A 22,587-nucleotide genomic window follows, 5' to 3' on the forward strand; every position below is an offset into this window, starting at 1 on the left:
AATGGCAGAACTAGTTGAAATTATTTCGAAGAAAGACATATTCCCCGAATACCAAAACACACCAATTGGCTTACTATTGGAATACCATAATTTAAACAAACGGTTTTCCAACTACGAAGCTCCAAAAATGCTGATTGGCATGTGCATGGACAACCGCAAAAACTTATGGATTCCGGAAAATTTCGCCTACATCATTCGCTCGGGAGGAGCCAATCTTTTTTATCACGAATTTCAGGTTTCCTTTGCAATTGGCGTTGGAAATATTCAGCATATCGCGCTGATTGGACATACCAATTGTGAAATGGTTCAGCTGGATTCCAGAAAGGATGAGTTTATTGCAGGGATGGCTAAAAATGCCGGTTGGAAGCTCGAAAATGCTCAGATGCATTTTGAAAACCTATCGCCTTTTTTTGAGATTGGCAACTCAGTTGACTTTCTGCTGGCAGAAGCTGGAAGACTACGCAGGCGATATCCGAAAGTAACGATTGCACCTCTATTTTTTGATGCTGAAAACAGCAAGCTTTATCAAATTGAAAAAAAATAACCCTCAAAACTAAAGTTTCAAGGGTTATCAACTGATCTAAAATTTGAAATCTATTCCGGCAAAGAAATGAGTTCCGGCTTGTGGGAAGTAGCCATCCATTTTGTAGCGGGTACCACCTGTATAATACGAATAAACCCAGGCATTACTTTCGTATTCTTCATCAAACAAGTTGTTCACCATCAAGTGCAGGTTAATTTCATCAAACAAATTTCCTTCCCAGGAATATTCAATTTTCAAATTATTAACAAACCAGGCATCCAGTTTACGATCCTCGCTCGACGTATTATCAATATACTGATCGCCAACATAATTTGATAGTAAACTTAAGCTTAAGGCAGGTGCTGGCTTAAATTTCAACTGGCTATTGACAATTACATTTGGAGAAAATGCTAAATCGGTTTCACCTAAATTAAAAGCTTCTTGCCCTCCTGCATCCCAATTATCAACATACTCCGTGAAATCCTTTATTTTATTTTGGCTGAACGTCACGTTTCCATCCCAGTTCAGGCTACGGGTAATTTTCAGTCCTCCGGTTAATTCAATTCCGGCACGATAGCTATCATCTGCATTGACCATGATTGGAGCCCCAACATCGTTAATTTCACCGGTTGCAATCAACTGATCTTTGTAACTCATATAATACAAATTAGCGCCAACTAAAAAGGTTGATGTTTTGTAAGTGTAACCAGCCTCCAGATCTCGTAGAGTTTCAGAAACCGGTTGTTTTCCGGTCGGATCTGCATCGACAAAATTACTTCGGGTTGGCTCACGGTGAGCTACGGCATAGCTCAAATAAGCTTCCTGAGCATTGTTTGGCCGGTAAAAAACACCAAATTTAGGATTGAAAAAATCGTACTGATGCGACTGTGTCAAATCCCGCAAATCATCATCAATGCCATCAATATCGTAATCAATATGGCGATACTGCATGTCGGCAAATAAATTGAAAGCCTCTGTTAGTTGGTAACTGTATTTCCCAAACACATTGAAGTCTTTTTTCAATCCGGTTCCCCGGTACCATTCATGATCCTTTTCATTTTCGCCCATGTACTGAGCCCAAATCACATTCCCAAAATGGTCGCCATCATATGTACTATGACCTCCGCCGAAAGTGAATGCTGATTTATTTTTCTCGTAATTCAATGAGAAAGTAGCCCCATAGAAATCATTGTCCAACCATTTTCGAGCAACAAGATCTGTCACTTCAATTCCTTCAGGAACTGTCATCTGATAGTCAGTGAAATTTTCATCATATTCATAGTTTTCGTAATAGCCACGGCCATAAGTGTAGTGCAATGCCGCATTGATATTCAGGAAGTCATTCAACTGATGAGAAAAATGCAATTGATAGTGATCTTGCTGATAATGATCTACTTCATTTTCATACGTATAAAAATTATAGGTTCTGGCATCCGAATTCATGATGTGGTCAAACTGTTCTTCGTTCGCCCGAGCCGAATGTGAGTTCCACAACCAATGATCGCGGTAACGCTCCAATCCAGCAACATCATTGTTAAGTTTTACTGAAGGCACGCCATACCACGCCTGGTAAGTCTCTTCAAAACCGGAAAATACGTTCACTTTTATAACCGTGTTCTCCGAATAATATCCGGCAGATGTAAAAAATGACTTCAGATCAGCCGAAGCCCGATCAATAAAACCATCAGAATTGACCTTCGACAAACGAACATCAAAGGTAAAATGGTCATTCAATAAACCTGTTCCGGCACTTACCGAGTTTTTAAATGTATTGAACGAACCAAACGAAGTCCGATACTCGGCATAGGCATCTTTGTTCAACGTTGATGTTTGCAGATTAATCGTGGCACCAAAAGCCGCGGCACCATTAGTCGAGGTTCCAACTCCACGCTGTATCTGGATATTTTCGATCGATCCGGCCAAGTCAGGTATATCAACAAACCAGGTTCCATGCGATTCGGCATCGTTCATGGGAATACCATTTACGGTGACATTGATCCGGTTCAAATCCGTTCCACGTATGCGAAAATTGGTATACCCGACTCCTGCACCTGCATCCGATGTAGCCACATACGAAGGTGTCATGGTCAGCAAATAAGGGATATCCTGTCCCATATTTCGGCTTTCGATGGTTGATTGATTGACTGTGGTTTTCGCTACAGGCGTTTTATCTCCTGCACGAGTTGCCGAAACCAACACTTCTTCGGCCATAATATGACGTGGCTCCAAGCGGATGTCTCGCTCTGTTTCTCCATCCACATTCACCGAAATACTCTTGGGTTCGTAACCAATGTAGGTCACCTTCAAGGTATAAGTACCTGCTTTAAGTTTCTCGAACTCGTACTCACCATTCTCGTTCGTTGAAGTTCCTTTGTAGCTTCCCGACAACATCAGGTTGGCTCCAACCAATTCTTCTCCTGACTCACTCAACACAGTTCCACGAAGTGAATACTCTGCAAATGAATACACGGCAAAACACTGCATCAGCAGTATTAATCCTAATCTTTTCATTTTCTTTTTGATAATCTGGTTAAAAACTAAATTAACCAATGAGGTAGGAATTTTTCCTTATGCCCTCCCTACGCCGGTACTAACCGGATCAGGTTCATTGGGTATGATCTCAGCCCTTAATTATTAAGGCACCCCATTGCTGTAAACTGCTGCAAATTTAGAATAAATCTAAATAACAGGCAAGTATGAGTAAGCTAAATCATGTTGAGTGTATTGAACCGCCCGGTTAATGCGTCGTAGTTCAACAACTTACCCGACAAGGGTTCTCCAACTCCGACAAGTATTTTCAAAACTTCCATGCTCTGCAAACTACCAATAATACCCGGCAAAGCACCAAAAACACCTTTCGGTTCACCATCAATGGGTGTATTTTGAGGCGGCTCCGGAAATAAATCTTCATACACTGGCCCTCCCATGTAATTAAAAACCGAAACCATGCCCGAGAATTCCTCTATTGATCCATGCACCATGGGTTTATTCAATTGTTGGCAAAACTGACTGATCAAATATCGACTTCTGAAATTATCAGTAGCATCAACAATCACGTCGAATTTCTGAAATATCGCTTCGGCATTTTGCGCTGAAATACGCTCTTCAAAAACTTCAGTTTCTACTTCCGGGTTTAATGTTTGTAACACTTCCTGAGCGTGATGAACTTTCAACTTGCCAACTACTTTCGAGTTATAAAGAATTTGCCGTTGCAAATTACTTTCTGCAACAACATCGTCATCTACAAGGCCCAAAACGCCAACACCTGCAGCACACAAATAGGCAGCAACAGGAGATCCCAGTCCTCCCACCCCAACAATTAACACCCGTGCCTTTTTCAATTTCAGCTGGCCTTTTTCGCCAATTCCGGGAAGCATCAATTGTCGTTGGTAACGATCCCGTTCAATATCTTTCAATTGCATCTTATTCAAGTTTTTTGTTATTGCAAATAGCTGTCCCAATCTTTCCAAACTGTCTCATATCCTGCAGCTTGAATTTGGTTTTTCACCTCCTCCGGACTGCGTGCATCATTAATCGAAAACTGCTCCAACGATCTGTTTTTATTTGCATAGCCTCCTGGTTCAGTGCTACTTCCGGCACTCATTGTAGTAATTCCCATATAAACCAACCGATCACGAAACTCAGCACTTTCTCTGGTTGAGAGAGACAGTTCCACGTTTTCATCAAACAAGCGATAAGCGCATATCAATTGCACCAATTCACGGTCGCTGATGATGCTGTTGGGTTGAAAGCTTCCCACATGTGGTCGTAGACGAGGAAACGCGATAGAGTATTTTGTTCGCCAATAATTTCGGCGCAGAAAATCAAGATGAAGAGCTGTAAAAAAAGAATCAGTCCGCCAATCTTCCAGCCCTAACAAACAACCTAAGCCCGTTTTGTAGGCACCCGCCTGCCCAAGTCGTTCCGGAGTTTCTAAACGGTACCTGAAATTTGCCTTTTTACCTTTGGGATGATACACATTATATCGTTTCTCATGGAAGGTTTCCTGATAGATGTAAACGGAGTTCAATCCTAAATCAACCAACTCTTTGTACTGCTCAGTATCCATCGGAGCAACCTCAATCGAAATCAATTTGAAGTGTTCTTTCAGCAAACGAATCGTATCTTTGAGATAAGAAAATCCAGCTTTCACCGGATGTTCGCCGGTTACAAGCAAAAGATGCTCAAAACCGAGCTTTTTAATCGCCTCGACTTCTTCCAAAATCTGCGCAGAATTCAATGTTAATCGACTAACAGAATTCTCATGATTAAAACCACAGTAAATACAGAAGTTGGTACACGCATTGGATAAGTAAAGAGGCACATACATCTGTATGGTTCTCCCAAATCGACGCAAGGTTTTCATGCGGCTCTGCTGTGCCATTTCTTCCAGATAAGGCGAGGCCGCCGGCGAAATCAGCGCTTTAAAATCTTCAACTGTCAGCTGGTTGCTTCCCAAAGCCCGAACAACATCGTTCGAACTTTTTGAATAAATATCATCTTTAGTTTCGTCCCAATCATGTGACTGAAGTAATTCATAAAAACCCATATCCCAATTGTTTTAGTCTAAAAATGATGTTAGCGGACTACTGGCCTCGGCAATCATGCTTTTACGACCAACTTTTGCTTTCCGGGCAATCGTGCCAGCCTCAACAGCTAATTTAAAAGCATGTCCCATAGCTACCGGATCGTCGGAAACAGCAATTGCGGTATTCACCAAAACAGCATCAGCCCCCATCTCAATGGCCTCGGCAGCGTGCGATGGAACACCAATTCCGGCGTCAACAATAACCGGCACATTACTTTGCTCGATAATTATGCGAAGAAAATCACGTGTCTGCAATCCCTGATTACTGCCAATTGGCGATCCCAAAGGCATTACTGCAGCTGTCCCAACATCTTCCAATTTTTTGCACAGAACCGGGTCAGCTTGAATGTATGGCAAAACAATAAAGCCCAATTTAACCAGCTCCCCAGTTGCTTTAAGCGTTTCCTCCGAGTCGGGTAACAAGTAACGTGGATCGGGATGGATCTCGAGTTTCACCCAATTAGTTCCCAGCGCTTCTCTAGCCAGTTGCGCTGCAAACACCGCCTCTTTGGCCGTTCTCACACCAGAAGTATTAGGTAACAATTGGATGTGAGGATGCTTCAGGTGATTTAACAAATCATCTTTTTGATCGTGAATATCAACGCGGCGTAAAGCCACTGTAACCAATTCCGATCCAGATGCAAGAATAGCATCTTCCATCATTTGATTCGAACTAAATTTACCCGTTCCGGTAAACAAGCGAGACTTAAACTCTTTGTCACCTAATTTTAAAGGTTGTTCTTTTATCATTTTGTTGTGTTTTTTGAATTTTTCTGAGAAATAATTTCGTTTTTGAAGTAATTGATTCCGCTTTGGTAATAGCCGACGAAACAGCAAGTCCTTGCAAACCAGTTTGCAGCAATGGATCAACATCGCCAAGCCCAACACCACCAATTCCAACCATTGGAATCGTCAGCTCATTTTGCTTCATCCAATCCATCAGTCGCTGATAGCCTCCCAGCCCAATAACAGGACTTAAATTCTCTTTCGTTGATGTAAAACGGAAAGGTCCCAAACCAATGTAATCGACTCCCTCTCCTACCAGCCGCATAATATCATCCTCGCTATTCGCAGTTCCTCCAATAATAAAGTCGTCACCCAGAATCCGCCGGGCTTTACTTGGTGTCATATCCTGTTTTCCGAGATGCACACCATCCGCCTGAAGTCTCATTGCTACTTTCGGATGATCATTAATAATGAGTTGAAAATCATAAAGCTCCTTCAACATCATAATCTTTCGTCCCTCGGATATAAAGCTTTCCAACTCCTGATTTTTCATGCGTAGCTGAATCCACTTGCAGCCTCCCTGCAATGCCGACTCGGCTTGGTTAAATGGGCTATTCCCTTCAACCGGATGAGTGACTAACTGTAGGCTTGCAATTGTCTTTTTAGGCTTCATAATGATAGGCTAATTGGGTGTGATTACTTGTTAAAATGGATTGCATATATTCTTTGGCTAAGCGACAGGATTCTGCCAGCGAACGACCTAGTGCTAAGTTTGCAGCGATTGCCGATGACAGGATGCATCCTGTTCCATGCTTAGAAAACCCCATCTTTCTCTCATGCCGAAAAAGTTGTTGTTCTCCGTTTGCTATCAATACATCGGTTGCAAAATCGGATTCGGCATGGCCTCCTTTAATCAATACGGCACAACTCACTTTTTCACGAATTACATTGACGTTGCTGGTTCCGAATAAATGCTCGCACTCCGGTAAATTTGGAGTTAATAATGAAATGCGACTTAGCAAATAGTCGAACAAATCACGATCAAACTCTTCATGAAAATTGAATCCGGCAGAAGCATTCAAAATCGGATCCCAAATAATTGGAATATCTGGATTCTGATGCATCAGTTTCTCGATTGCTTTTATTAAAACATTCAAATTTTCAATGATTCCGATTTTTACAGCCATCGGCTGGTAAGCCGCTAGAAGAACATCCAACTGTCGAAGCATATTTTTCTCGCTCACCCATTCCATTCCGTCAAATGACTGATCATTTTGAAAAGTCAGCGCTGTGCAAACTCCCAAACCTTGAACCAGATGCATTTCGAGGGTCTTCATGTCGGCTAAAATGCCCGCACCACCACTCGGATCAAATCCGGACAAACAAATTACATCGGGACGTTTTGTTGACATGTGTTTAATAATTTAATGAAACGATTAAGAATCGATGTTGCATCAAGCTCCTTTTGCCAAATCGCCCCCAGTACAGCCACCGCATCAAAGCCAAATTGAACGCATTGCCTGATTGTTTGATCAGAAACGCCCCCCAATGCAACAACTGAATAGTTCTTCTCGAGCCTCAAAAAAGAGCTTACTTTCGGCAAATCTAAATTTCCTTCGTAGCCGGGCTTTGATAGAGAAGGAAACACAGGACTCAAAAAGCCATAATCCACCTTATTACCAAACACCTGCAATTCTTCAAGCGAATGACAGCTGATGCTTTTGGTTCCGGAAAAGTCCAACCACTGTTCAATCCTCCTTTTTGTCTTTGCTGTAAAATGAATACCACCCAAATGGTATTTCTCTGCTAAATCAAACTGATCGTGCAAAACAATGTTGGGATAATAATCCGCTGGAATTTCTCTCAACAATTGCTCGATTTGCTCCTGTCCCCAGGCTGGCTTTCGCAAATGAAACCGCTGAAGCCCCAGCTGAAAAAACCGGGCAATTAGTTGTTCCTCATTGGGAAATGATTCGGGATGTGAAATAACAATCAGATCCATATTCTCCAATTATGGATTGACATAGATTTCGCTTCCCTTATCTCTGAATTCCTGTTGTTTTTCTTCTAGCTTTTTTGCCATTTCACGGATTTCATGCGTCGATTTCATGGAGCAGAATTTATCTCCGCACATAGAGCAGAAATGCGACTGCTTGCTTCCCTGGTCAGGTAACGTCTGATCATGAAACTGCATCGCAGTTTCAGAATCCAGGGCCAGGCAAAACTGATCTTTCCAGCGAAACTCAAAACGCGCTTTGCTCATTGCATCATCACGCACCTGAGCTCCCGGAAAACCTTTCGCCAAATCGGCGGCATGGGCTGCCAACTTGTAGGTGATAACTGCTTGCTTTACATCGTCTTTGTCCGGCAAACCAAGATGTTCTTTTTGCGTCACATAACACAGCATACTTGCGCCAAAGCTGCCGATCATTGCCCCACCAATGGCTGAGGTAATGTGATCGTATCCCGGAGCAATATCGGTGGTCAGTGGCCCCAACACATAAAAAGGCGCATCGTCGCAGTACTGTTTTTGCAACTCAACATTTTCTTTAATCTTGTGCATGGGTACATGTCCGGGGCCTTCAATTAAAACCTGCACATTTGCTTTTCTTGCTTTATGAGTAAGTTCTCCCAGCACTTTTAACTCAGCAAATTGAGCTTCATCGTTGGCATCATAGATTGAACCGGGTCGCAATCCGTCGCCGAGCGAAATACCAACATCGTATGCAGCCATAATCTCACAAATCTCATCGAAATGCGAGTACAAAAAATTCTCCTGATGATGAGCCAAACACCACTTGGCCATGATCGCTCCTCCGCGGGATACTATTCCAGTCATCCGATCAATGGTTTTCGGAACATGACTCCAAAGTAGCCCCGCGTGAATTGTAAAATAATCCACCCCTTGCTCGGCCTGTTCAATCAAGGTATCACGATAAATCTCCCAGCTTAAGTCTTCGGCATTGCCATCTACTTTCTCCAACGCCTGATAAAGTGGCACCGTACCAATTGGCACCGGTGAATTACGGATAATCCACTCCCGTGTTTCATGAATATGATTTCCTGTCGATAAATCCATCACCGTATCAGCTCCCCAGTAGAAAGCCCAAACCGCCTTGCCAACTTCTTCTTCAATTCCTGACGAAAGCTCGGAGTTTCCGATATTGGCGTTAATTTTCACCAGAAATTTACTGCCGATAATCATTGGCTCACATTCCGGGTGATTAATGTTAGCAGGGATCATCGCTCGTCCTGCTGCAATTTCCTGACGAACAAATTCGGGGGTGATGTACGTCTCTATATTTTGCGACCTTCTTTTATTGAGTTCCTCAATGTTCTGATTTTCGCGAATGGCCACATATTCCATTTCGGGAGTAATAATTCCTTGCCCGGCATAGTAATATTGCGTGGGTGTTTTGCCCGCCTTCGCTTTTAATGGATTACGGTTAATTTTGGGAAACCTTACTTTTTTCATCTCTGGATCAGACAGGCGTTGCTGGCCAAATTCGGAGCTCAGATTTGGCAACTCTTCCACATCGTTGCGTTCCAGAATCCATGATTTTCTCTGATTCGGTAATCCCTCTTCAATATTGATTTGAAATTTGGGATCAGAATAAGGGCCGGAAGTATCGTACACATATATTGGCGGATTCTCTTCCATCTCTTTCCCACTTATCTGTGTTGGAGATAGTTGAATCTCGCGCATGGGAACTTTAATCGGGTACAAATTTCCATCCACGTAAATTTTTCTCGAATTAGGGAATTTATAGGTCTCGCCTAAGTGGCTTTTAACTTGATTCATTTGCATTTGGTTTTTGATTTTTGATCTTTGAAATTGGTTGAATGATGATTGGCATTTTAGCATGAATCATCAGCCTCCCTGGCTTGCTTTGATGATCAATACCTGATCATTCTCTGCTAAAAGATGGTTTCCCCACTGTCCTTTTTTGACAATCTGGTTGTTAACAGCTACGGCAATACCTGTTGCCGAGGGAAGTTTCAACTGACTAATAAGAGTATGCAAGTTGGTTTGATTTTCAATTTCGACACTTCGGTCGTTTACAGATACATTCATGTCATTAAATTCTAGAAGAAAATGAATAAATGCAATGAGGATATAAAAAATCAAGTGTGGAACACAACTCCCTCCGCCGGTACTAACCGAATCAGGTTCATTGGGTATGATCTCAGCCCTTAATTATTAAGGCACCCCATTGCGAAAAATTTCGATTGCAAAGGTATGCGAAAAAAAGTGGAAATTACAATATGCACCTTGCACCTCAAGCTAGCGAACCCTGAAAATATTTCATATTCAAACAATTAACACATGAAAAAATGTCTTCAGAAAAAAGACAAAATGGCAACCAGAAGCTTAATCATGATCGATAATCGCAGCAAAAGCCTGTTGGTATATTGTTTGAAGTTTCTTAGACGTAATCATTGATGTTGAACTAAAAAAAAGGAGGATTTAGTCATGTTACCATTAATCAAACAAAACAGAAACATGCCGAATTTATTCGACGATTTTTTTGGAAGAAATTTCTGGAACGATGTCTTTGAGAAGCCAGAATGGAGCTCAAGCCCGGCTGTAAATGTGTACGAACATAAAGAGGATTTCGAAATTGAAGTGGCTGCACCCGGACTTGATAAAAAAGATTTTCACATCGACTTGAAAGACAATGTTCTCACAGTTTCTTCTCAAAAGAAAGAGCAAAAAGAAGAGAAGGATGGAGAAAAGATTGTGTTCAGCGAATTTAACTATTCTTCATTCAGTCGTTCGTTCAGGTTGCCGGAAGGTGTTGATGCCAACAAAATTAAGGCAAAACACAAAGACGGTATTTTAACAATTTTACTTCCTAAAAGGGAAGAATACAAAGAGCATGCACCACGCATGATAGACATTTCATAGGTAGATGGGTTTTAGTTTAGTTAGTAAGGAGCCTCACCAGTTGGTGGGGCTTTTTCTATTTAGTATGCTGATAAAACCTCAAAACCAACATCGTGCATTACGATTCTCAGATGCTCCAAATTCTCTTTACTTCTAATTCCAATTACCCCATAAACTGGTCTTCCCGGCCAAAGAACCTGTCTTTCGAGCTGAAAATTCACCAGCTCATCTTTCAGTTTTAGGTTCTCATTCTTTCGTCGATTGTCAACTGCTGAAGCAATATCACCAGTTATACTCGGTGTATCTTCTTCGTAAGGAGAACGCTCGTAATAATAGTCGTCATCGTCATCAAGCGAAGAGTAAAAGGCCGCCTCAGCCAACCAAACCGGAGCAAATAAAATCATTAGCGGAGACCTCCTCTGTCTGACCTTTTTTGCTAACCAGACATTGTGTATGCGTTCAACTGGTTCGTCACCGTTATAAAAAGACAACTGCATTCCATGAACAGGCTTTTTCCCATTGTTCATGATTCTTACACTGATTACATGAATATGCTTTCTTTTTGCCCAGCGAGCCGCTTGTTTGTTTCCGGTTTTATCCAACATCCCGTCAACATAACGAAAACTAAACTCTTTGTCATCCTGAAGCAGTGGATACGACCAGTTACTGATCGCTGAAATTGTTTTGTGCTGTGTTGCACACGAAGAAAACAGGCAAACTGAAATTAAAAGAAAAATAGTGATCCGACTCATAACATAACAACATAAAATGAGAATCAAAGATAAAGTTTTACAAGACTCTACAGCCACTTATTTTTCTTAAATAACCAAAACTGAAAGCTAACAATCATTAAAAGGATGATAATAAAAACAGTGAATGCCAATGGACTTTCAGCGCTGGGAATTCCTGCCAGATTAACACCTAAAAGCCCGGTAAAAAACCCGAGAGGTAAGAAAAAAGCTGCCACAATGGTCAGTACATACATGCGTTTATTCATCTCTTCGTTTTGTCTGTTGTATAAAGTTTCCTGGCTCACAGTTCCCATGTCGCGTGCCGCATCCAGCATCTCAAGATAACGAATAAGCTGGTCGGTGATTTCCCGAAAACGAAGTTGTTGTTTTTGAGTAATCCAACTTGTTTTCTCAAGTTGAATTTTCATGAACGCTTCTCGCTGAGGAACCAGGAAACGCTTTAGTTGAATAATTTGTCTGCGGATATTGTGAATGTCATTTCTGTAGTCTTCATCTTCATTGTCTAAAACCAGTTCTTCAATTTCCGCCGAGCGATCTTCAATATCCTCCATAAAATCGGCCATTCTGAAAATCAGACGCTCACAGAGATAAACAAGAAAGTGGGCAGTCGACTTCGGACTGTGTCCTGCTTCAACTTGAGAAACCAGATCATTTACCGACAGGATACTACGCCTTTGGCAGGTAATAATCCGATTTTTGCTAACCAACACCCGAACAGAAACCATGTCTTCCGGATCTGCCCCTTCAGCCAGATTGACCCCTCGTAACATAAACAACATATCATCGTTTGAAATCGACAGTCGTGGTCGTGTTTCTTCTTTCAATAAAGCGTCAACAAACAACTCATCGAGACCATCAAGGGATCGAATCATTTGTGATGTTTCGGGCTTTGTTAAATCAAACTGCAACCACTGATACGCATTATGAGGAATTGGTTGGTGGACTTGATCCTCACTTATCTTTTCAAAAGATTTTGTTGTTGGAAAAATATTGAATCCATTAATGAGTGACATAAAGAGATTGAATTAATTTGATTCAATATACAAAGGTTTTCCGATAATGCGAACAGAACAAGTAGGCAAAAATTACTCGCTTACTTCTCGAAATGTTCTTTTCCTCTCCAAATAAAATTTCCAGATAATGCTCTTCACCAAAATTTCATCATGCCACTGAGGTGTAGCAATTTTCTTGAGTTGGATTCTCTTTTTTTGAAGTTTTTTGTGCGAACGGTAAAAAGCGGCATGTGCCTGGAACACACTAAAAAAACCTTTCGTATTTCCTTCGCTCAGTAGCTTAAATGCAGCAACACCATCTAATAGCATCCGAACAACAATAACTTTATAAAATTTTCGGCGGGGAAGGTTTTTGTACAACAACCACAAACTATTTCGAAAATTCAGGAACAACTTTTTAGGATTGTCATACGACAATGTCCCGCCTCCGAGATGATAGACCTTGCTGGATGGGGTGTATTGAATTTGAAAACCCATATTTTTTAACCGCCAGCAAATGTCAATCTCCTCCATATGGGCCCAGAAATCAGAATCGAAACCACCTGCTTTATGAAAATAACTGGCACGAACCGCCATGCACGCTCCGGTAGCCCAAAAGATATTGCAAACTTGGTCGAACTGCCCTTCGTCCTTCTCCATCACATTAAGAATACGTCCCCGGCAAAACGGAAAACCCAGCTTGTCGATAAAACCGCCGGCAGCTCCTGCATATTCAAACTCATCCTTTTTATTCCAACTAAGCACTTTGGGTTGAACGGCAGCGACGAAATCATCTTCTTCCATTGCTTGGATCAATGGGCTAACCCAGCCGGGCGTAACCTCAACATCTGAATTCAGCAAAATGTAATAATCGGCTTCAATATTTTTTAGCGCCAAATTATAGCCTTTGGCAAAACCATGATTTTCACCCAAATGAATAATTCTCAACTGTGGGTAGTTGCTTTCAAGAAAATTGATCGAGTCATCGTCAGAATTGTTGTCTGCGATAATAATTTCAACGCCTTCATCCTGACTATTTTCAATAACAGAGGGTAAATACTGTTTTAGCAATTTCTTGCCGTTCCAGTTTAAAATAACAATCGCAACCTTGGGTGAATTCATCCGGCAAATATAGTCATGAAATTAGAATTCGGGAAAGGATACTTATTAGGTTTTCTTTCTCCATACCGCCAAGTACTTCCTGAACCTTTCCCAACTTATTCTTTTTTGTCGATTCGACAATGGCTTTCAATGCTTTAAACTGCTTCCCGGTGAGTTCCTCCTCCATCAGTTCCCAGACCTTTTCTGTCGAGGATGCCGGGTCGGGCAAACCTAAACTTTCCAACTCCAAAATAGCCGCTTCCAGTATTTCATCAGCCTGCATTTTTACAGGATCATCCGACTTTTCGTTGCCCGTTGCATCGCGTAAATTCCAGCTCGAATAATCGTATTTAAGTTCCGTGATCATTCGCACAATAGCATGGTCGGCACCAAAAATACGATGTAGGAAAAGTGTGGTTTGTTTTTTCCACGCTTCCAGATCAAAACTTTTATCGGCTAGCTTTTCCCGTTGTTTTTGAAGGAGGGCAATCTCTTTTTCAGCCATAGTTGCTTTTTTATGCAATTTAGTTTATTACCCGACGATGTACAATATTAGCAACGAAAAAAAACTACCCTAAAAATTCGTTTACTTTTGAGAAGAATGCCGGGAAATAGTTCTCATTGGAAGCCACAATCTCTTTACCAAACAAATAATTATCACCTCCTTTAAAATCGCAAACTTTTCCTCCTGCCTCTTGCAGGATAATGATTCCTGCGGCAATATCCCAGGCATGCAAGGCGTGCTCAAAAAAGCCGTCAAAGCGTCCGCAAGCCACATAAGCCATATCAACAGCAGCAGACCCCATTCGGCGCATACCGCGAGTTTCCATCATAAAAAACTCAAGTAGTTTGAGGTATTCGTTCAGCATTTCAAAATTATAATACGGAAATCCGGTGGCAAGCAGCACATCTTCGTGTGTCTTGTTTTTCGATACCGAAATTGGCTTGCCATTTAGCCAGGCACCACCACCCTGCCAGGCGGCAAAAAGTTCATCCTGTCCAACTTCGTATACCACTCCCACGATGGGCTGGTCATTTTTCATTAAAGCAATGGAAACCGAGTGTGGAAATATCCCATGAATAAAATTGGTGGTACCATCCAGCGGGTCGATCACCCACTTCAATGTTTCTCCATCCGAATCAGCTGTTCCTTCTTCGGTGATAAAACCCGCTTCGGGAAGTATTTGGGTAAGTTCGTCGACAATTAACTTTTCCGCATTTTTATCGACATAAGTTACCAAACTGGCTTTACCTTTTAATTCAATATCATCATCGGTAATTTTCAGTCTTTCTTCTCGAATAAACTGACCGGCCTTCTTGGCAACTGTTTCTATTTGCTTACAAATATTTTCTAAATCCATGGGGTTTTATTTTTCTTCGAAATTGCGTTAAAACCCCATGGATTCAAAATTATGGATGTTATTTATTTCTAAAAAAGACAGGATATTCCTTTTCAGATTAAAGAAGGTCGCTCGCTAATTCGGCCAAATAACTACGCTCACCTTTCACCAGGTTAACATGTGAAAAGAGCTCCTGACTACGCATTTTATCAGTCATGTATGCCAAACCATTTGATTTCATATCCAAATACGGTGAATCTATTTGTTGCATATCGCCGGTGAATACCATTTTGGTTCCTTCGCCGGCTCGGGTAATGATCGTTTTTATTTCGTGCGGAGTGAGATTTTGAGCCTCATCAACAATAAAGAAGGCATTTGACAAACTACGCCCGCGAATGTAGGCTAGCGGAGTTATAAGCAAGCGCTCCTCTTTGAGTAATTCTTCAATTTTTTGGTATTCCTGACTACGTGGATTAAAGGCATGCTTAATAACCGACAGATTATCAAACAAAGGCTGCATGTACGGACTAATTTTTTCGGTGGCATCGCCCGGCAGGTAGCCCAAATCACGGTTGCTCAACGCAACGATTGGACGAGCCAACAGAATTTGTTCGTATTGCTTATTTTGCTCCAACGCGGCAGCCAAAGCCAATAAGGTTTTTCCGGTTCCCGCTTTACCTGTTAACGACACCAGTTTAATATCAGGGTTCAGCAAGGAATTCAGGCTAAAGGTTTGCTCTGCGTTTCGTGGCTTTATACCGTAAGCGACTCGCTTCTCAACGCGAATCACTCGCTGAGAAGTTTTATCAAACCGCCCTAAAACACTTGATTTGTTACCTTTCAGAATAAAGTACTCGTTGGGCTTTGGTGCTTCCTTAATTTCCGACTCAGAAATAGCAAAAGAGCCTTCATCGTACAAACGATTAATTAGTTCATCCTTGAAATTATCAACTTCCTTAATGCTCTTTTCAAAAACCTGTGGATCCTTAATTTTGTCATTTTGGTAATCTTCTGAAAGAATCCCCAACGACTTCGCTTTCATCCGAAGATTGATATCCTTTGACACCAAAACGGTTTGGCGCTTAGGATTTTCATTCTTCACGTATTCAGCAACAGCTAAAATCCGATGATCCGGAATATCTTCCTTGAATGATTGCTTCATTGCATCGGTAAATGGCTTACCAGTCGCAATAATCAACTTCCCAAGAGAGTCACCCAGTTTAATGCCTCCGTTGAATAATTTCTCACCAACAATTCCATCCAAGATCCGAACAAATTCACGAGCCTGAAAATTGATTGGATCATTGCCACGTTTAAACTTATCAAGTTCTTCCAACACCGTTAAAGGAATAATGATATCATTATCTTTGAACTGGTAAATACAGGTGTGATCGTGAAGAATTACATTTGTATCGAGTACAAATAATTTTGAGTCAGCCGGCTGTTTTGTTGCCATAGTTTGGAGTTTTGCTTTTGATAAATGTAGGAAAATTTAAGTCATTTGATTTTGAAATTATTTGAAAAAACAAAGGATGTTATTAACACTAATGTCTGATACTTTATTAAAACACTGATTAATAATGACAAGATATAAACACACGCTTGATTTTTTATATAACCGTCTTCCCATGTATCAGCGCACCGGACCGGCTGCTTATAAAAACACATTGGACAACACACTTAAACTAGATGAATTATTTGATTTTCCTCATCATCAATTCAAGAGCATCCATGTAGCTGGAACAAATGGCAAAGGCTCCTGCTCCCATATATTAGCATCGGTTTTGCAAGAGGCGGGTTATAAAGTTGGTTTGTATACATCGCCACACCTGATTGATTTTAGAGAACGGATTCGGGTGAATGGAGCAATGATTTCGGAAAATGCAGTTGTGGAATTTGTTGACCAATTTCGAAAGACGAATAAGTCGGCAAATCTTGAGCCTTCATTTTTTGAAATTACCGTAGCCATGGCTTTCGATTATTTCAGAAAAACCAACGTTGATATTGCTGTTGTTGAAGTTGGCCTGGGTGGCAGACTAGACTCAACAAACGTCATTCAACCAGAGGTGTCACTAATTACCAATATCAGCTTAGATCACACCGCGCTGCTTGGTAATTCGATCGAACAAATTGCCAGAGAAAAAGCCGGAGTGATCAAATCAGGAATCCCTGTTGTTGTTTCTGAAAGCAGTAACTCGTACAACGAAACATTTAAGCAAACTGCAGCACAAAAAAAAGCGCCTATTTATTTTGCTGATCAGGAATTTGATGCCAAGTACTCCATGCTTCTTGCCGAAGGGTTTCAACTTTTTAATTTCAAAAAAAATGACGAATTGATTTTTCCTGAATTAAAGACCGATTTACTCGGCCATTACCAGCGTAAAAATATTGGAGGAGTTTTAAAAACCATTGAACTGCTTAATGAGGCAGGATGGAAGATCAGTCAGAAATCGATCTATACTGGGATGTCAAAGGTTTCAAAAAACACGGGGCTCCGCGGTCGTTGGGAAGTTGTTGGCCATAATCCTCTGATGATTTGCGATACAGCACACAACGAGGCGGGGTTGACGAGTGTTGTTTCTCAACTAAAAAATACACCATGGAAAAATTTATGGATCGTTTTAGGCCTCGTAAATGATAAGAATCTGGATCAGATTTTTGAAATTCTACCTCAAGAAGCAACTTATTTTTTCACCCAGGCAACTATTTCTCGTGCCCTGCCTGCGGGCGAACTAGCCGCCCACGCGAGAACGCATGGATTAAAAGGAGAGGTAATTTCATCTGTACATGAAGCAGTTGCAAAGGCTAAAAGCAAGGCCCAGACAAACGACCTAATATTCATTGGCGGGAGCACCTTTGTTGTCGCCGATTATTTCTCTTGAAAATTTTGATTTTTTCTTTTGGTAGAGAGAAAAAAGGATTTATATTTGCAACGCCTTTCTGAAAAGGGGGTACGTTCAGAAAACATTTAGGGCGATTAGCTCAGTTGGTTCAGAGCACTTGGTTTACACCCAAGGGGTCGGGGGTTCGACTCCCTCATCGCCCACTCAAGAAAAAGGAAGTTTCTGTTGGAACTTCCTTTTTTAATGAAGCTTTTCCAAAAGAAGGTACGTTCAAAAAATATTCAGGGCGATTAGCTCAGTTGGTTCAGAGCACTTGGTTTACACCCAAGGGGTCGGGGGTTCGACTCCCTCATCGCCCACAAAAAAGGAGGAAATTTCATTCGAAATTTCCTCCTTTTTTGTTATTCAATGTACATCTACTTCAATCTCCAAACCAACACACCCGCTGTAGGAATTAATTTATCTCCAATCAATATTTCAACATCATCAGAAAGATCCATTACATAATCCTCATCCGCGTAATTCATTGCAATACCAAACCCATCCCGGTATTCGACAGTAACTCCTTCTGGATAGTTTTCGATATTGATATCCAAACGATTGTACAATTTTCGCAGGACAGCGTCTTCCAAATCCCCGTGATTACTGTCAGCACCAACATAGGTTACGGTGCCTTCACCAAGTTGATTGTAAGTTACGGATGCTTTTCCAGCGTAAAAATCACCTGCGTATTCAGCCCAGGTTTCAGTTTCAATATTCGGATTTAAAACATCTCCCCAACTCGTCCAGGCAAATTTCTCTCTGTCCATAGCAATCGTATCAGGAGCATAAGGTCTTAACAGATCATAAAACTCAATCTTACTTCCAATTAGTTCATAAATTGGCTCGGCGTGTTTTGCTTCCCACAAATGACCCAATTCATCCTGATGACCTGTGCGGCACGACATAATCAAGTTGCCACCACCTTTCACGTAATCCGTTAGTTTTTCAACCAAATCCAAACTCATCTGCTGATAAGCAGGAACAACAATCACCGGATATCCCGAAAGATCCATGGTGTCGCGAATAAAATCAACCGGGGAACCAAATGATTTTAAGGCTTTGTAATACTTCAAAACATGCTGCTCGGTGTCCCAAACAGTAGTCTGTTTATTTTGATTAATTGCAACGGTATTGTCCGGATCATAAAGAATAGCTGTTTTTCGTTTTAGATAATCTGCTGGAGTCTCCCCTAAAGATGATTTTCCTCTTAACTGCTTTACTTCTTCAATAAATTGCTGATATTCCAATCCCCCTCGCGTAGGAGTTACGCCATCGGGACCAACAATGCCATAGTGATACTGTTCGTAACCATAAATAGGAGCGCGAAAGCGATAGGTACAGGTAAACTGACTTCCACCTGCAAAAACATGCCACAACCACAAACGCACAGCTCCCGGAAGCGGCTGAGAATTAATTGTCCCCCAGTTCACCTGCCCGGGCTGTAGCTCCATCACGCCATAAACAGGAGTCAGTGGCCTGAAATAATCATTAGCCATTGCAATTCGAGAATACTCTCCAACGCGATAACCCTTGGAACCAATCCCTTTATGCTCGCCATACACCATGTAGCGAGTATAACTGATGAAGTCCAGTTCCTTGCTAGCACCAATAAAGCGAGCGTCATACATCGGAATGTAGTTCGTGGTGATCCACTGTTCCGGACTGGCATAATCACGAATTGTTTCCGCCTGCTCATCTAAGAATGAAGAAGTCTCATAATCACAAAAACGACTATGATCCAAACGCTGATAAAGGTTCATGCCCCATTGCTTGTGCTGTGGAATATTGATTTCTGAAAAATGACGATAGGTTCCACTCCAAAAATTAGTTCCCCAGGCATCATTTAACGCATCGATGGTTTGATACTTATTTTTCAGCCATTGACGAAAACGTTGCTGAGCATCGTCTCCGTAATCTACATTTGAATGAGGTTCGTTATCCAGTTGCCACCCCATAATTCGATCATCATCGCCATAATGTTTAGCCAGCTCGGCAATCATCTTTTGAGCATACTCGCGATAAAACTCATTCGAGAAGGAAGCGTGCTGGCGTGATCCATGATCGTATTGTGTTCCATCTTCCCGGGTAATTAAAATATCAGGATGTTTGCGAACCAACCAAATTGGTGGTGTCGCGGTCGAAGTACACATGATGACTTTTAGCTTGTGTTTTGCGGCTAAACCGACGGCTTTATCCAACCATTTAAAATCATAAACTCCTTCTTCCGGTTCCAGCTGAGCCCAGGCAAATTCAGCAAAATGAGTAAATTCAAATCCCATTTCTGCCATTTTCTGCAAATCCCTGTCCCATTGTGCTTCATCCCAATGCTCCGGATAATAGTAAGCACCAACCGTTGTTAATTCTTCCGGAGGGAAATACCTCTCCGTTTTCTGGGCAAAACTGCTACATGACCAGAATATCAATAAACCAATAAAGAGTTTCTTTTTCATAGTTGGGAATTGTTCGTTTGATTAATTTGTTGATCGTTTAAGTGTGCTGATGTTTCAGGAAGCACAACTCGTCAATTTAAATACAATACACTTACTTTAAATCAGTGATCAAAATATCCTTTTTCTTGAGTTCTTCGACTACCATTCTTGCAACTACATGTGCTCCAAAATTATTAAAATGAGTATTATCCTTATTTCCATCGGGGTAGTTCGGATATTCCCCTGGTTGAAGGCACATATATAATTCTTGTGACTTTTCAGGCCCCATTTCAATAACCTTCATTTCTGTCAGCAGTTGCAAGTCAATAAAAGGAACGTCTACTGATTCAGACACCATTCGGGTGATTAAAGGATAGAGGCCATGGGTATCGATCAGCGTTCCTTCATCATTAAAATTTCTTCGCACAACTGAGCTTAGCAAGATGGGATGTGCTCCCTTTTCTCTCGTTTCGCGAACATATCTCTCCAGATTGGCACGATAAGTTGTTACGGGATTTGTATAACGATCGGGCTTACGATCTTTTTGATCATTGTGCCCAAATTGGATGAAGACATAATCTCCGGGCTGTAGCTTATTCAACACCTGATCCCAGTGGCCTTCGCCAATAAAACTTTTAGAGCTCCGTCCATTTAACGCATGATTATCGACAACCACCCCATCCTTGAAGAACTCCTGAAACACCATTCCCCATCCGGTTTCCGGATATCTTTTTTCCGATTTATTAGCCATTGTTGAATCGCCAACTAAATACAGGTGGATTTTTCTTTCTTCTGAAGATTTAAAAGCACTTAACCCGACACACATCAAAACAACTAATAAAATCCTTACTTTCATATACTTATAATTTTATATTTTCAACAGTATTCGATAAAACCGCACGTCATAATTCTCCTGCGTGAAAAGATTTTGACCTACTCGTTTCACATCAATCCGATTTTAAAACTTAATAATTAATCAAAAATACGATTGTTGAGAATATAAAAAAATCAGATTCTACGAATGTTTTATCCTGACCATGACATCAAGGCCAGAAAATCGCCTCAATTTCGAGAAAGACCGGAATAGCATTCACCTAAACATAAAAGGAGCAATATGCACCGTTAAATCAACCGTGTCTCAATGGGTGAAGTGACAGGCAAACATGCGATCAATAGCAGGAACAATTGGAACAAAGGTTCATATTGAGCAGCCTAAAAGAACTAAAACAGTTCTTGTTTCATGCAGAGAAAGAGCCAGTCTGATACTATAAAAACGGATTAGTGCGATGAAAGCAAATCACTGCAAATGACCAATCTCCTTTACGATTACGCTCCTCTTATTTAGCATTTTAATAATTAAAGGATAACTAAATACGGCAGCCAAAATAATCAATGTTCCGATGTAGAAGCCCAACGACATGTATTCTGAATCCTTAAAAATGAAAAAGGCCATCAGGATACCATAAATCGGTTCCATATTAATTGTTAATACGACTGAGTATGCCGATAATACTTTCATGACATCAATAGAAACAACGTAAGCATAAGCCGTGCAAACAATACCTAAAACGAGCAACCACATCCAATCTACGGCCGACGGTGCAGGTATTCCAGCGGAGAATCCACCGGTAATGACAAGCAAAAAGGTAATCCCGATAAACCCACTTCCCATTTCGTAAAAACTAATAACAACCGGATTGTACTTGGGTATAAATGTCTTATTGAGTACCGTAAAAAGACCAGCCAAAAATGCTGAAATCAAAGCTGTAACGATACCCCATTTGTATTGAAACTCGAATTGAAAAATCAAATAAAGACCAATAAGGATAATGGTTCCAATAATTACCTCGAACCAAATAAATCGTCGTCGGGTAATTATGGGCTCGAGTATACTTGTAAAAAGAGTTGTAGAAGCCATGCAACCTAAAGTGACAGACACATTTGAAATTTTAACAGCATGAAAAAAAGTAATCCAATGCACAGCAACGATCAGTCCGACACCAAGTATTTGCAATATTGCACGTGACGAATACACAACTGATTGCTTCCGAAAAAACAAAAAAACTCCTAAAGCAACAAAGGCGATCAACATACGATACCAGACCATTTCGACAGCCGGTAAACTAATTAGCTTACCAATAATGGCCGTGAAACCTAAGATAAAAACAATAAAATGAAGCTTGATATGATTTTTTAGCAGATCACTCATTTCGATAAATATCCATTTTTAAAAAATATAAAAGTGTTCCAAAATACAATTTGACAACCACATTAAAAATGATTCTCACAAAATAAAATACTAACTTGTCAATCAAATATCAGCATAGCAATTCAAGTTAAAACGATATTATTATTGGAATACG

The 22,587-nt window shown here is 41.0% G+C and carries 21 protein-coding genes, 2 tRNA genes and 2 riboswitches; of the genes, 5 read left to right on the top strand and 18 right to left on the bottom strand.

The window, feature by feature from the left end:
- The first annotated feature begins 1 nt into the window (after position 1).
- A complete protein-coding gene (locus ACTB00_RS06060; RefSeq protein WP_463299021.1) occupies positions 2-544 on the top strand; it encodes a carbonic anhydrase in 543 nt (180 codons plus the stop codon).
- Positions 545-580: 36 nt separating this feature from the next.
- Here ACTB00_RS06060 and ACTB00_RS06065 read toward each other — a convergent pair whose 3' ends face one another.
- The 9 genes from ACTB00_RS06065 to thiS form a co-directional block, all read right to left on the bottom strand.
- Positions 581-3,034: a TonB-dependent receptor gene (locus ACTB00_RS06065; RefSeq protein WP_463299022.1), complete on the bottom strand. Its 2,454-nt coding sequence runs from the start codon at positions 3,032-3,034 to the stop codon at positions 581-583.
- A gap of 48 nt (positions 3,035-3,082) precedes the next feature.
- Positions 3,083-3,180, bottom strand: a riboswitch (TPP riboswitch).
- A gap of 48 nt (positions 3,181-3,228) precedes the next feature.
- A complete protein-coding gene (locus ACTB00_RS06070) occupies positions 3,229-3,945 on the bottom strand; it encodes a HesA/MoeB/ThiF family protein (RefSeq protein WP_463299023.1) in 717 nt (238 codons plus the stop codon).
- Positions 3,946-3,962: 17 nt separating this feature from the next.
- Complete coding sequence (thiH, locus tag ACTB00_RS06075) at positions 3,963-5,072, bottom strand: 2-iminoacetate synthase ThiH (protein ID WP_463299024.1); 1,110 nt, start codon at positions 5,070-5,072, stop codon at positions 3,963-3,965.
- A 12-nt stretch (positions 5,073-5,084) separates the two neighbouring features.
- On the bottom strand, positions 5,085-5,861 hold the full coding sequence (gene thiG, locus ACTB00_RS06080; protein WP_463299025.1) for a thiazole synthase: 777 nt from the start codon (positions 5,859-5,861) through the stop codon (positions 5,085-5,087).
- Positions 5,830-6,510, bottom strand: coding sequence for a thiamine phosphate synthase (locus tag ACTB00_RS06085; RefSeq protein WP_463299026.1), 681 nt, complete (start codon positions 6,508-6,510; stop codon positions 5,830-5,832). The genes thiG and ACTB00_RS06085 overlap by 32 nt, the downstream gene beginning before the upstream one ends.
- Positions 6,500-7,249 carry a hydroxymethylpyrimidine/phosphomethylpyrimidine kinase gene (locus ACTB00_RS06090; protein WP_463299027.1) on the bottom strand — a complete coding sequence of 250 codons (750 nt, stop codon included), beginning with the start codon at positions 7,247-7,249 and terminating at the stop codon, positions 6,500-6,502. The genes ACTB00_RS06085 and ACTB00_RS06090 overlap by 11 nt, the downstream gene beginning before the upstream one ends.
- Entirely contained in the window at positions 7,225-7,839 is a 615-nt protein-coding gene (locus ACTB00_RS06095) for a thiamine phosphate synthase (protein WP_463299028.1), read from the bottom strand. Before ACTB00_RS06095 ends, ACTB00_RS06090 begins: the two co-directional genes overlap by 25 nt.
- A 9-nt stretch (positions 7,840-7,848) precedes the next feature.
- Positions 7,849-9,639, bottom strand: coding sequence for a phosphomethylpyrimidine synthase ThiC (gene thiC / locus ACTB00_RS06100; protein ID WP_463299029.1), 1,791 nt, complete (start codon positions 9,637-9,639; stop codon positions 7,849-7,851).
- Positions 9,640-9,708: 69 nt separating this feature from the next.
- Positions 9,709-9,912 (bottom strand): sulfur carrier protein ThiS, encoded by a 204-nt coding sequence (gene thiS / locus ACTB00_RS06105; RefSeq protein WP_463299030.1) that lies wholly within the window; start codon positions 9,910-9,912, stop codon positions 9,709-9,711.
- A gap of 50 nt (positions 9,913-9,962) precedes the next feature.
- Positions 9,963-10,061: riboswitch (TPP riboswitch) on the bottom strand.
- 280 nt (positions 10,062-10,341) lie between these two features.
- Between thiS and ACTB00_RS06110 the strand changes: the two genes are divergently transcribed.
- Positions 10,342-10,746 (top strand): Hsp20/alpha crystallin family protein, encoded by a 405-nt coding sequence (locus ACTB00_RS06110; protein WP_463299031.1) that lies wholly within the window; start codon positions 10,342-10,344, stop codon positions 10,744-10,746.
- A 59-nt stretch (positions 10,747-10,805) separates the two neighbouring features.
- Here ACTB00_RS06110 and ACTB00_RS06115 read toward each other — a convergent pair whose 3' ends face one another.
- The 6 genes from ACTB00_RS06115 to ACTB00_RS06140 all read right to left on the bottom strand — a co-directional run bounded on the left by ACTB00_RS06115 (position 10,806) and on the right by ACTB00_RS06140 (position 16,366).
- Positions 10,806-11,477 carry a hypothetical protein gene (locus ACTB00_RS06115; RefSeq protein WP_463299032.1) on the bottom strand — a complete coding sequence of 224 codons (672 nt, stop codon included), beginning with the start codon at positions 11,475-11,477 and terminating at the stop codon, positions 10,806-10,808.
- Between the two features lie 47 nt (positions 11,478-11,524).
- Positions 11,525-12,490 (bottom strand): zinc transporter ZntB, encoded by a 966-nt coding sequence (locus tag ACTB00_RS06120; RefSeq protein ID WP_463299033.1) that lies wholly within the window; start codon positions 12,488-12,490, stop codon positions 11,525-11,527.
- Between the two features lie 72 nt (positions 12,491-12,562).
- Positions 12,563-13,591 (bottom strand): glycosyltransferase family 2 protein, encoded by a 1,029-nt coding sequence (locus tag ACTB00_RS06125; RefSeq protein ID WP_463299034.1) that lies wholly within the window; start codon positions 13,589-13,591, stop codon positions 12,563-12,565.
- A gap of 13 nt (positions 13,592-13,604) precedes the next feature.
- Positions 13,605-14,075, bottom strand: a complete 471-nt coding sequence (locus ACTB00_RS06130; RefSeq protein ID WP_463299035.1) for a hypothetical protein — start codon at positions 14,073-14,075, stop codon at positions 13,605-13,607.
- Positions 14,076-14,139: 64 nt separating this feature from the next.
- Positions 14,140-14,931, bottom strand: coding sequence for an inositol monophosphatase family protein (locus tag ACTB00_RS06135; RefSeq protein WP_463299036.1), 792 nt, complete (start codon positions 14,929-14,931; stop codon positions 14,140-14,142).
- Between the two features lie 97 nt (positions 14,932-15,028).
- Positions 15,029-16,366: a PhoH family protein gene (locus tag ACTB00_RS06140; RefSeq protein WP_463299037.1), complete on the bottom strand. Its 1,338-nt coding sequence runs from the start codon at positions 16,364-16,366 to the stop codon at positions 15,029-15,031.
- 124 nt (positions 16,367-16,490) lie between these two features.
- On the opposite strand from ACTB00_RS06140, the gene ACTB00_RS06145 reads away from it, so the two are divergent.
- The 3 genes from ACTB00_RS06145 (at position 16,491) to ACTB00_RS06155 (ending at position 18,112) form a co-directional block, all read left to right on the top strand.
- Positions 16,491-17,792, top strand: a complete 1,302-nt coding sequence (locus ACTB00_RS06145) for a bifunctional folylpolyglutamate synthase/dihydrofolate synthase (RefSeq protein ID WP_463299038.1) — start codon at positions 16,491-16,493, stop codon at positions 17,790-17,792.
- An 89-nt stretch (positions 17,793-17,881) separates the two neighbouring features.
- Positions 17,882-17,956 (top strand) — tRNA-Val (locus ACTB00_RS06150).
- A gap of 81 nt (positions 17,957-18,037) precedes the next feature.
- Positions 18,038-18,112: transfer RNA gene (locus tag ACTB00_RS06155), tRNA-Val, on the top strand.
- A 57-nt stretch (positions 18,113-18,169) separates the two neighbouring features.
- Here ACTB00_RS06155 and ACTB00_RS06160 read toward each other — a convergent pair.
- The 3 genes from ACTB00_RS06160 to ACTB00_RS06170 all read right to left on the bottom strand — a co-directional run bounded on the left by ACTB00_RS06160 (position 18,170) and on the right by ACTB00_RS06170 (position 22,433).
- Positions 18,170-20,245 carry a beta-galactosidase gene (locus tag ACTB00_RS06160; RefSeq protein ID WP_463299039.1) on the bottom strand — a complete coding sequence of 692 codons (2,076 nt, stop codon included), beginning with the start codon at positions 20,243-20,245 and terminating at the stop codon, positions 18,170-18,172.
- 91 nt (positions 20,246-20,336) lie between these two features.
- The gene (locus ACTB00_RS06165; protein WP_463299040.1) at positions 20,337-21,080 is read right to left on the bottom strand and encodes a rhamnogalacturonan acetylesterase; all 744 of its coding nucleotides are present in this window, start codon (positions 21,078-21,080) and stop codon (positions 20,337-20,339) included.
- A gap of 441 nt (positions 21,081-21,521) precedes the next feature.
- A complete protein-coding gene (locus ACTB00_RS06170) occupies positions 21,522-22,433 on the bottom strand; it encodes a DMT family transporter (protein WP_463299041.1) in 912 nt (303 codons plus the stop codon).
- Positions 22,434-22,587: the final 154 nt, after the last annotated feature.

This window comes from Sunxiuqinia sp. (assembly GCF_055140945.1).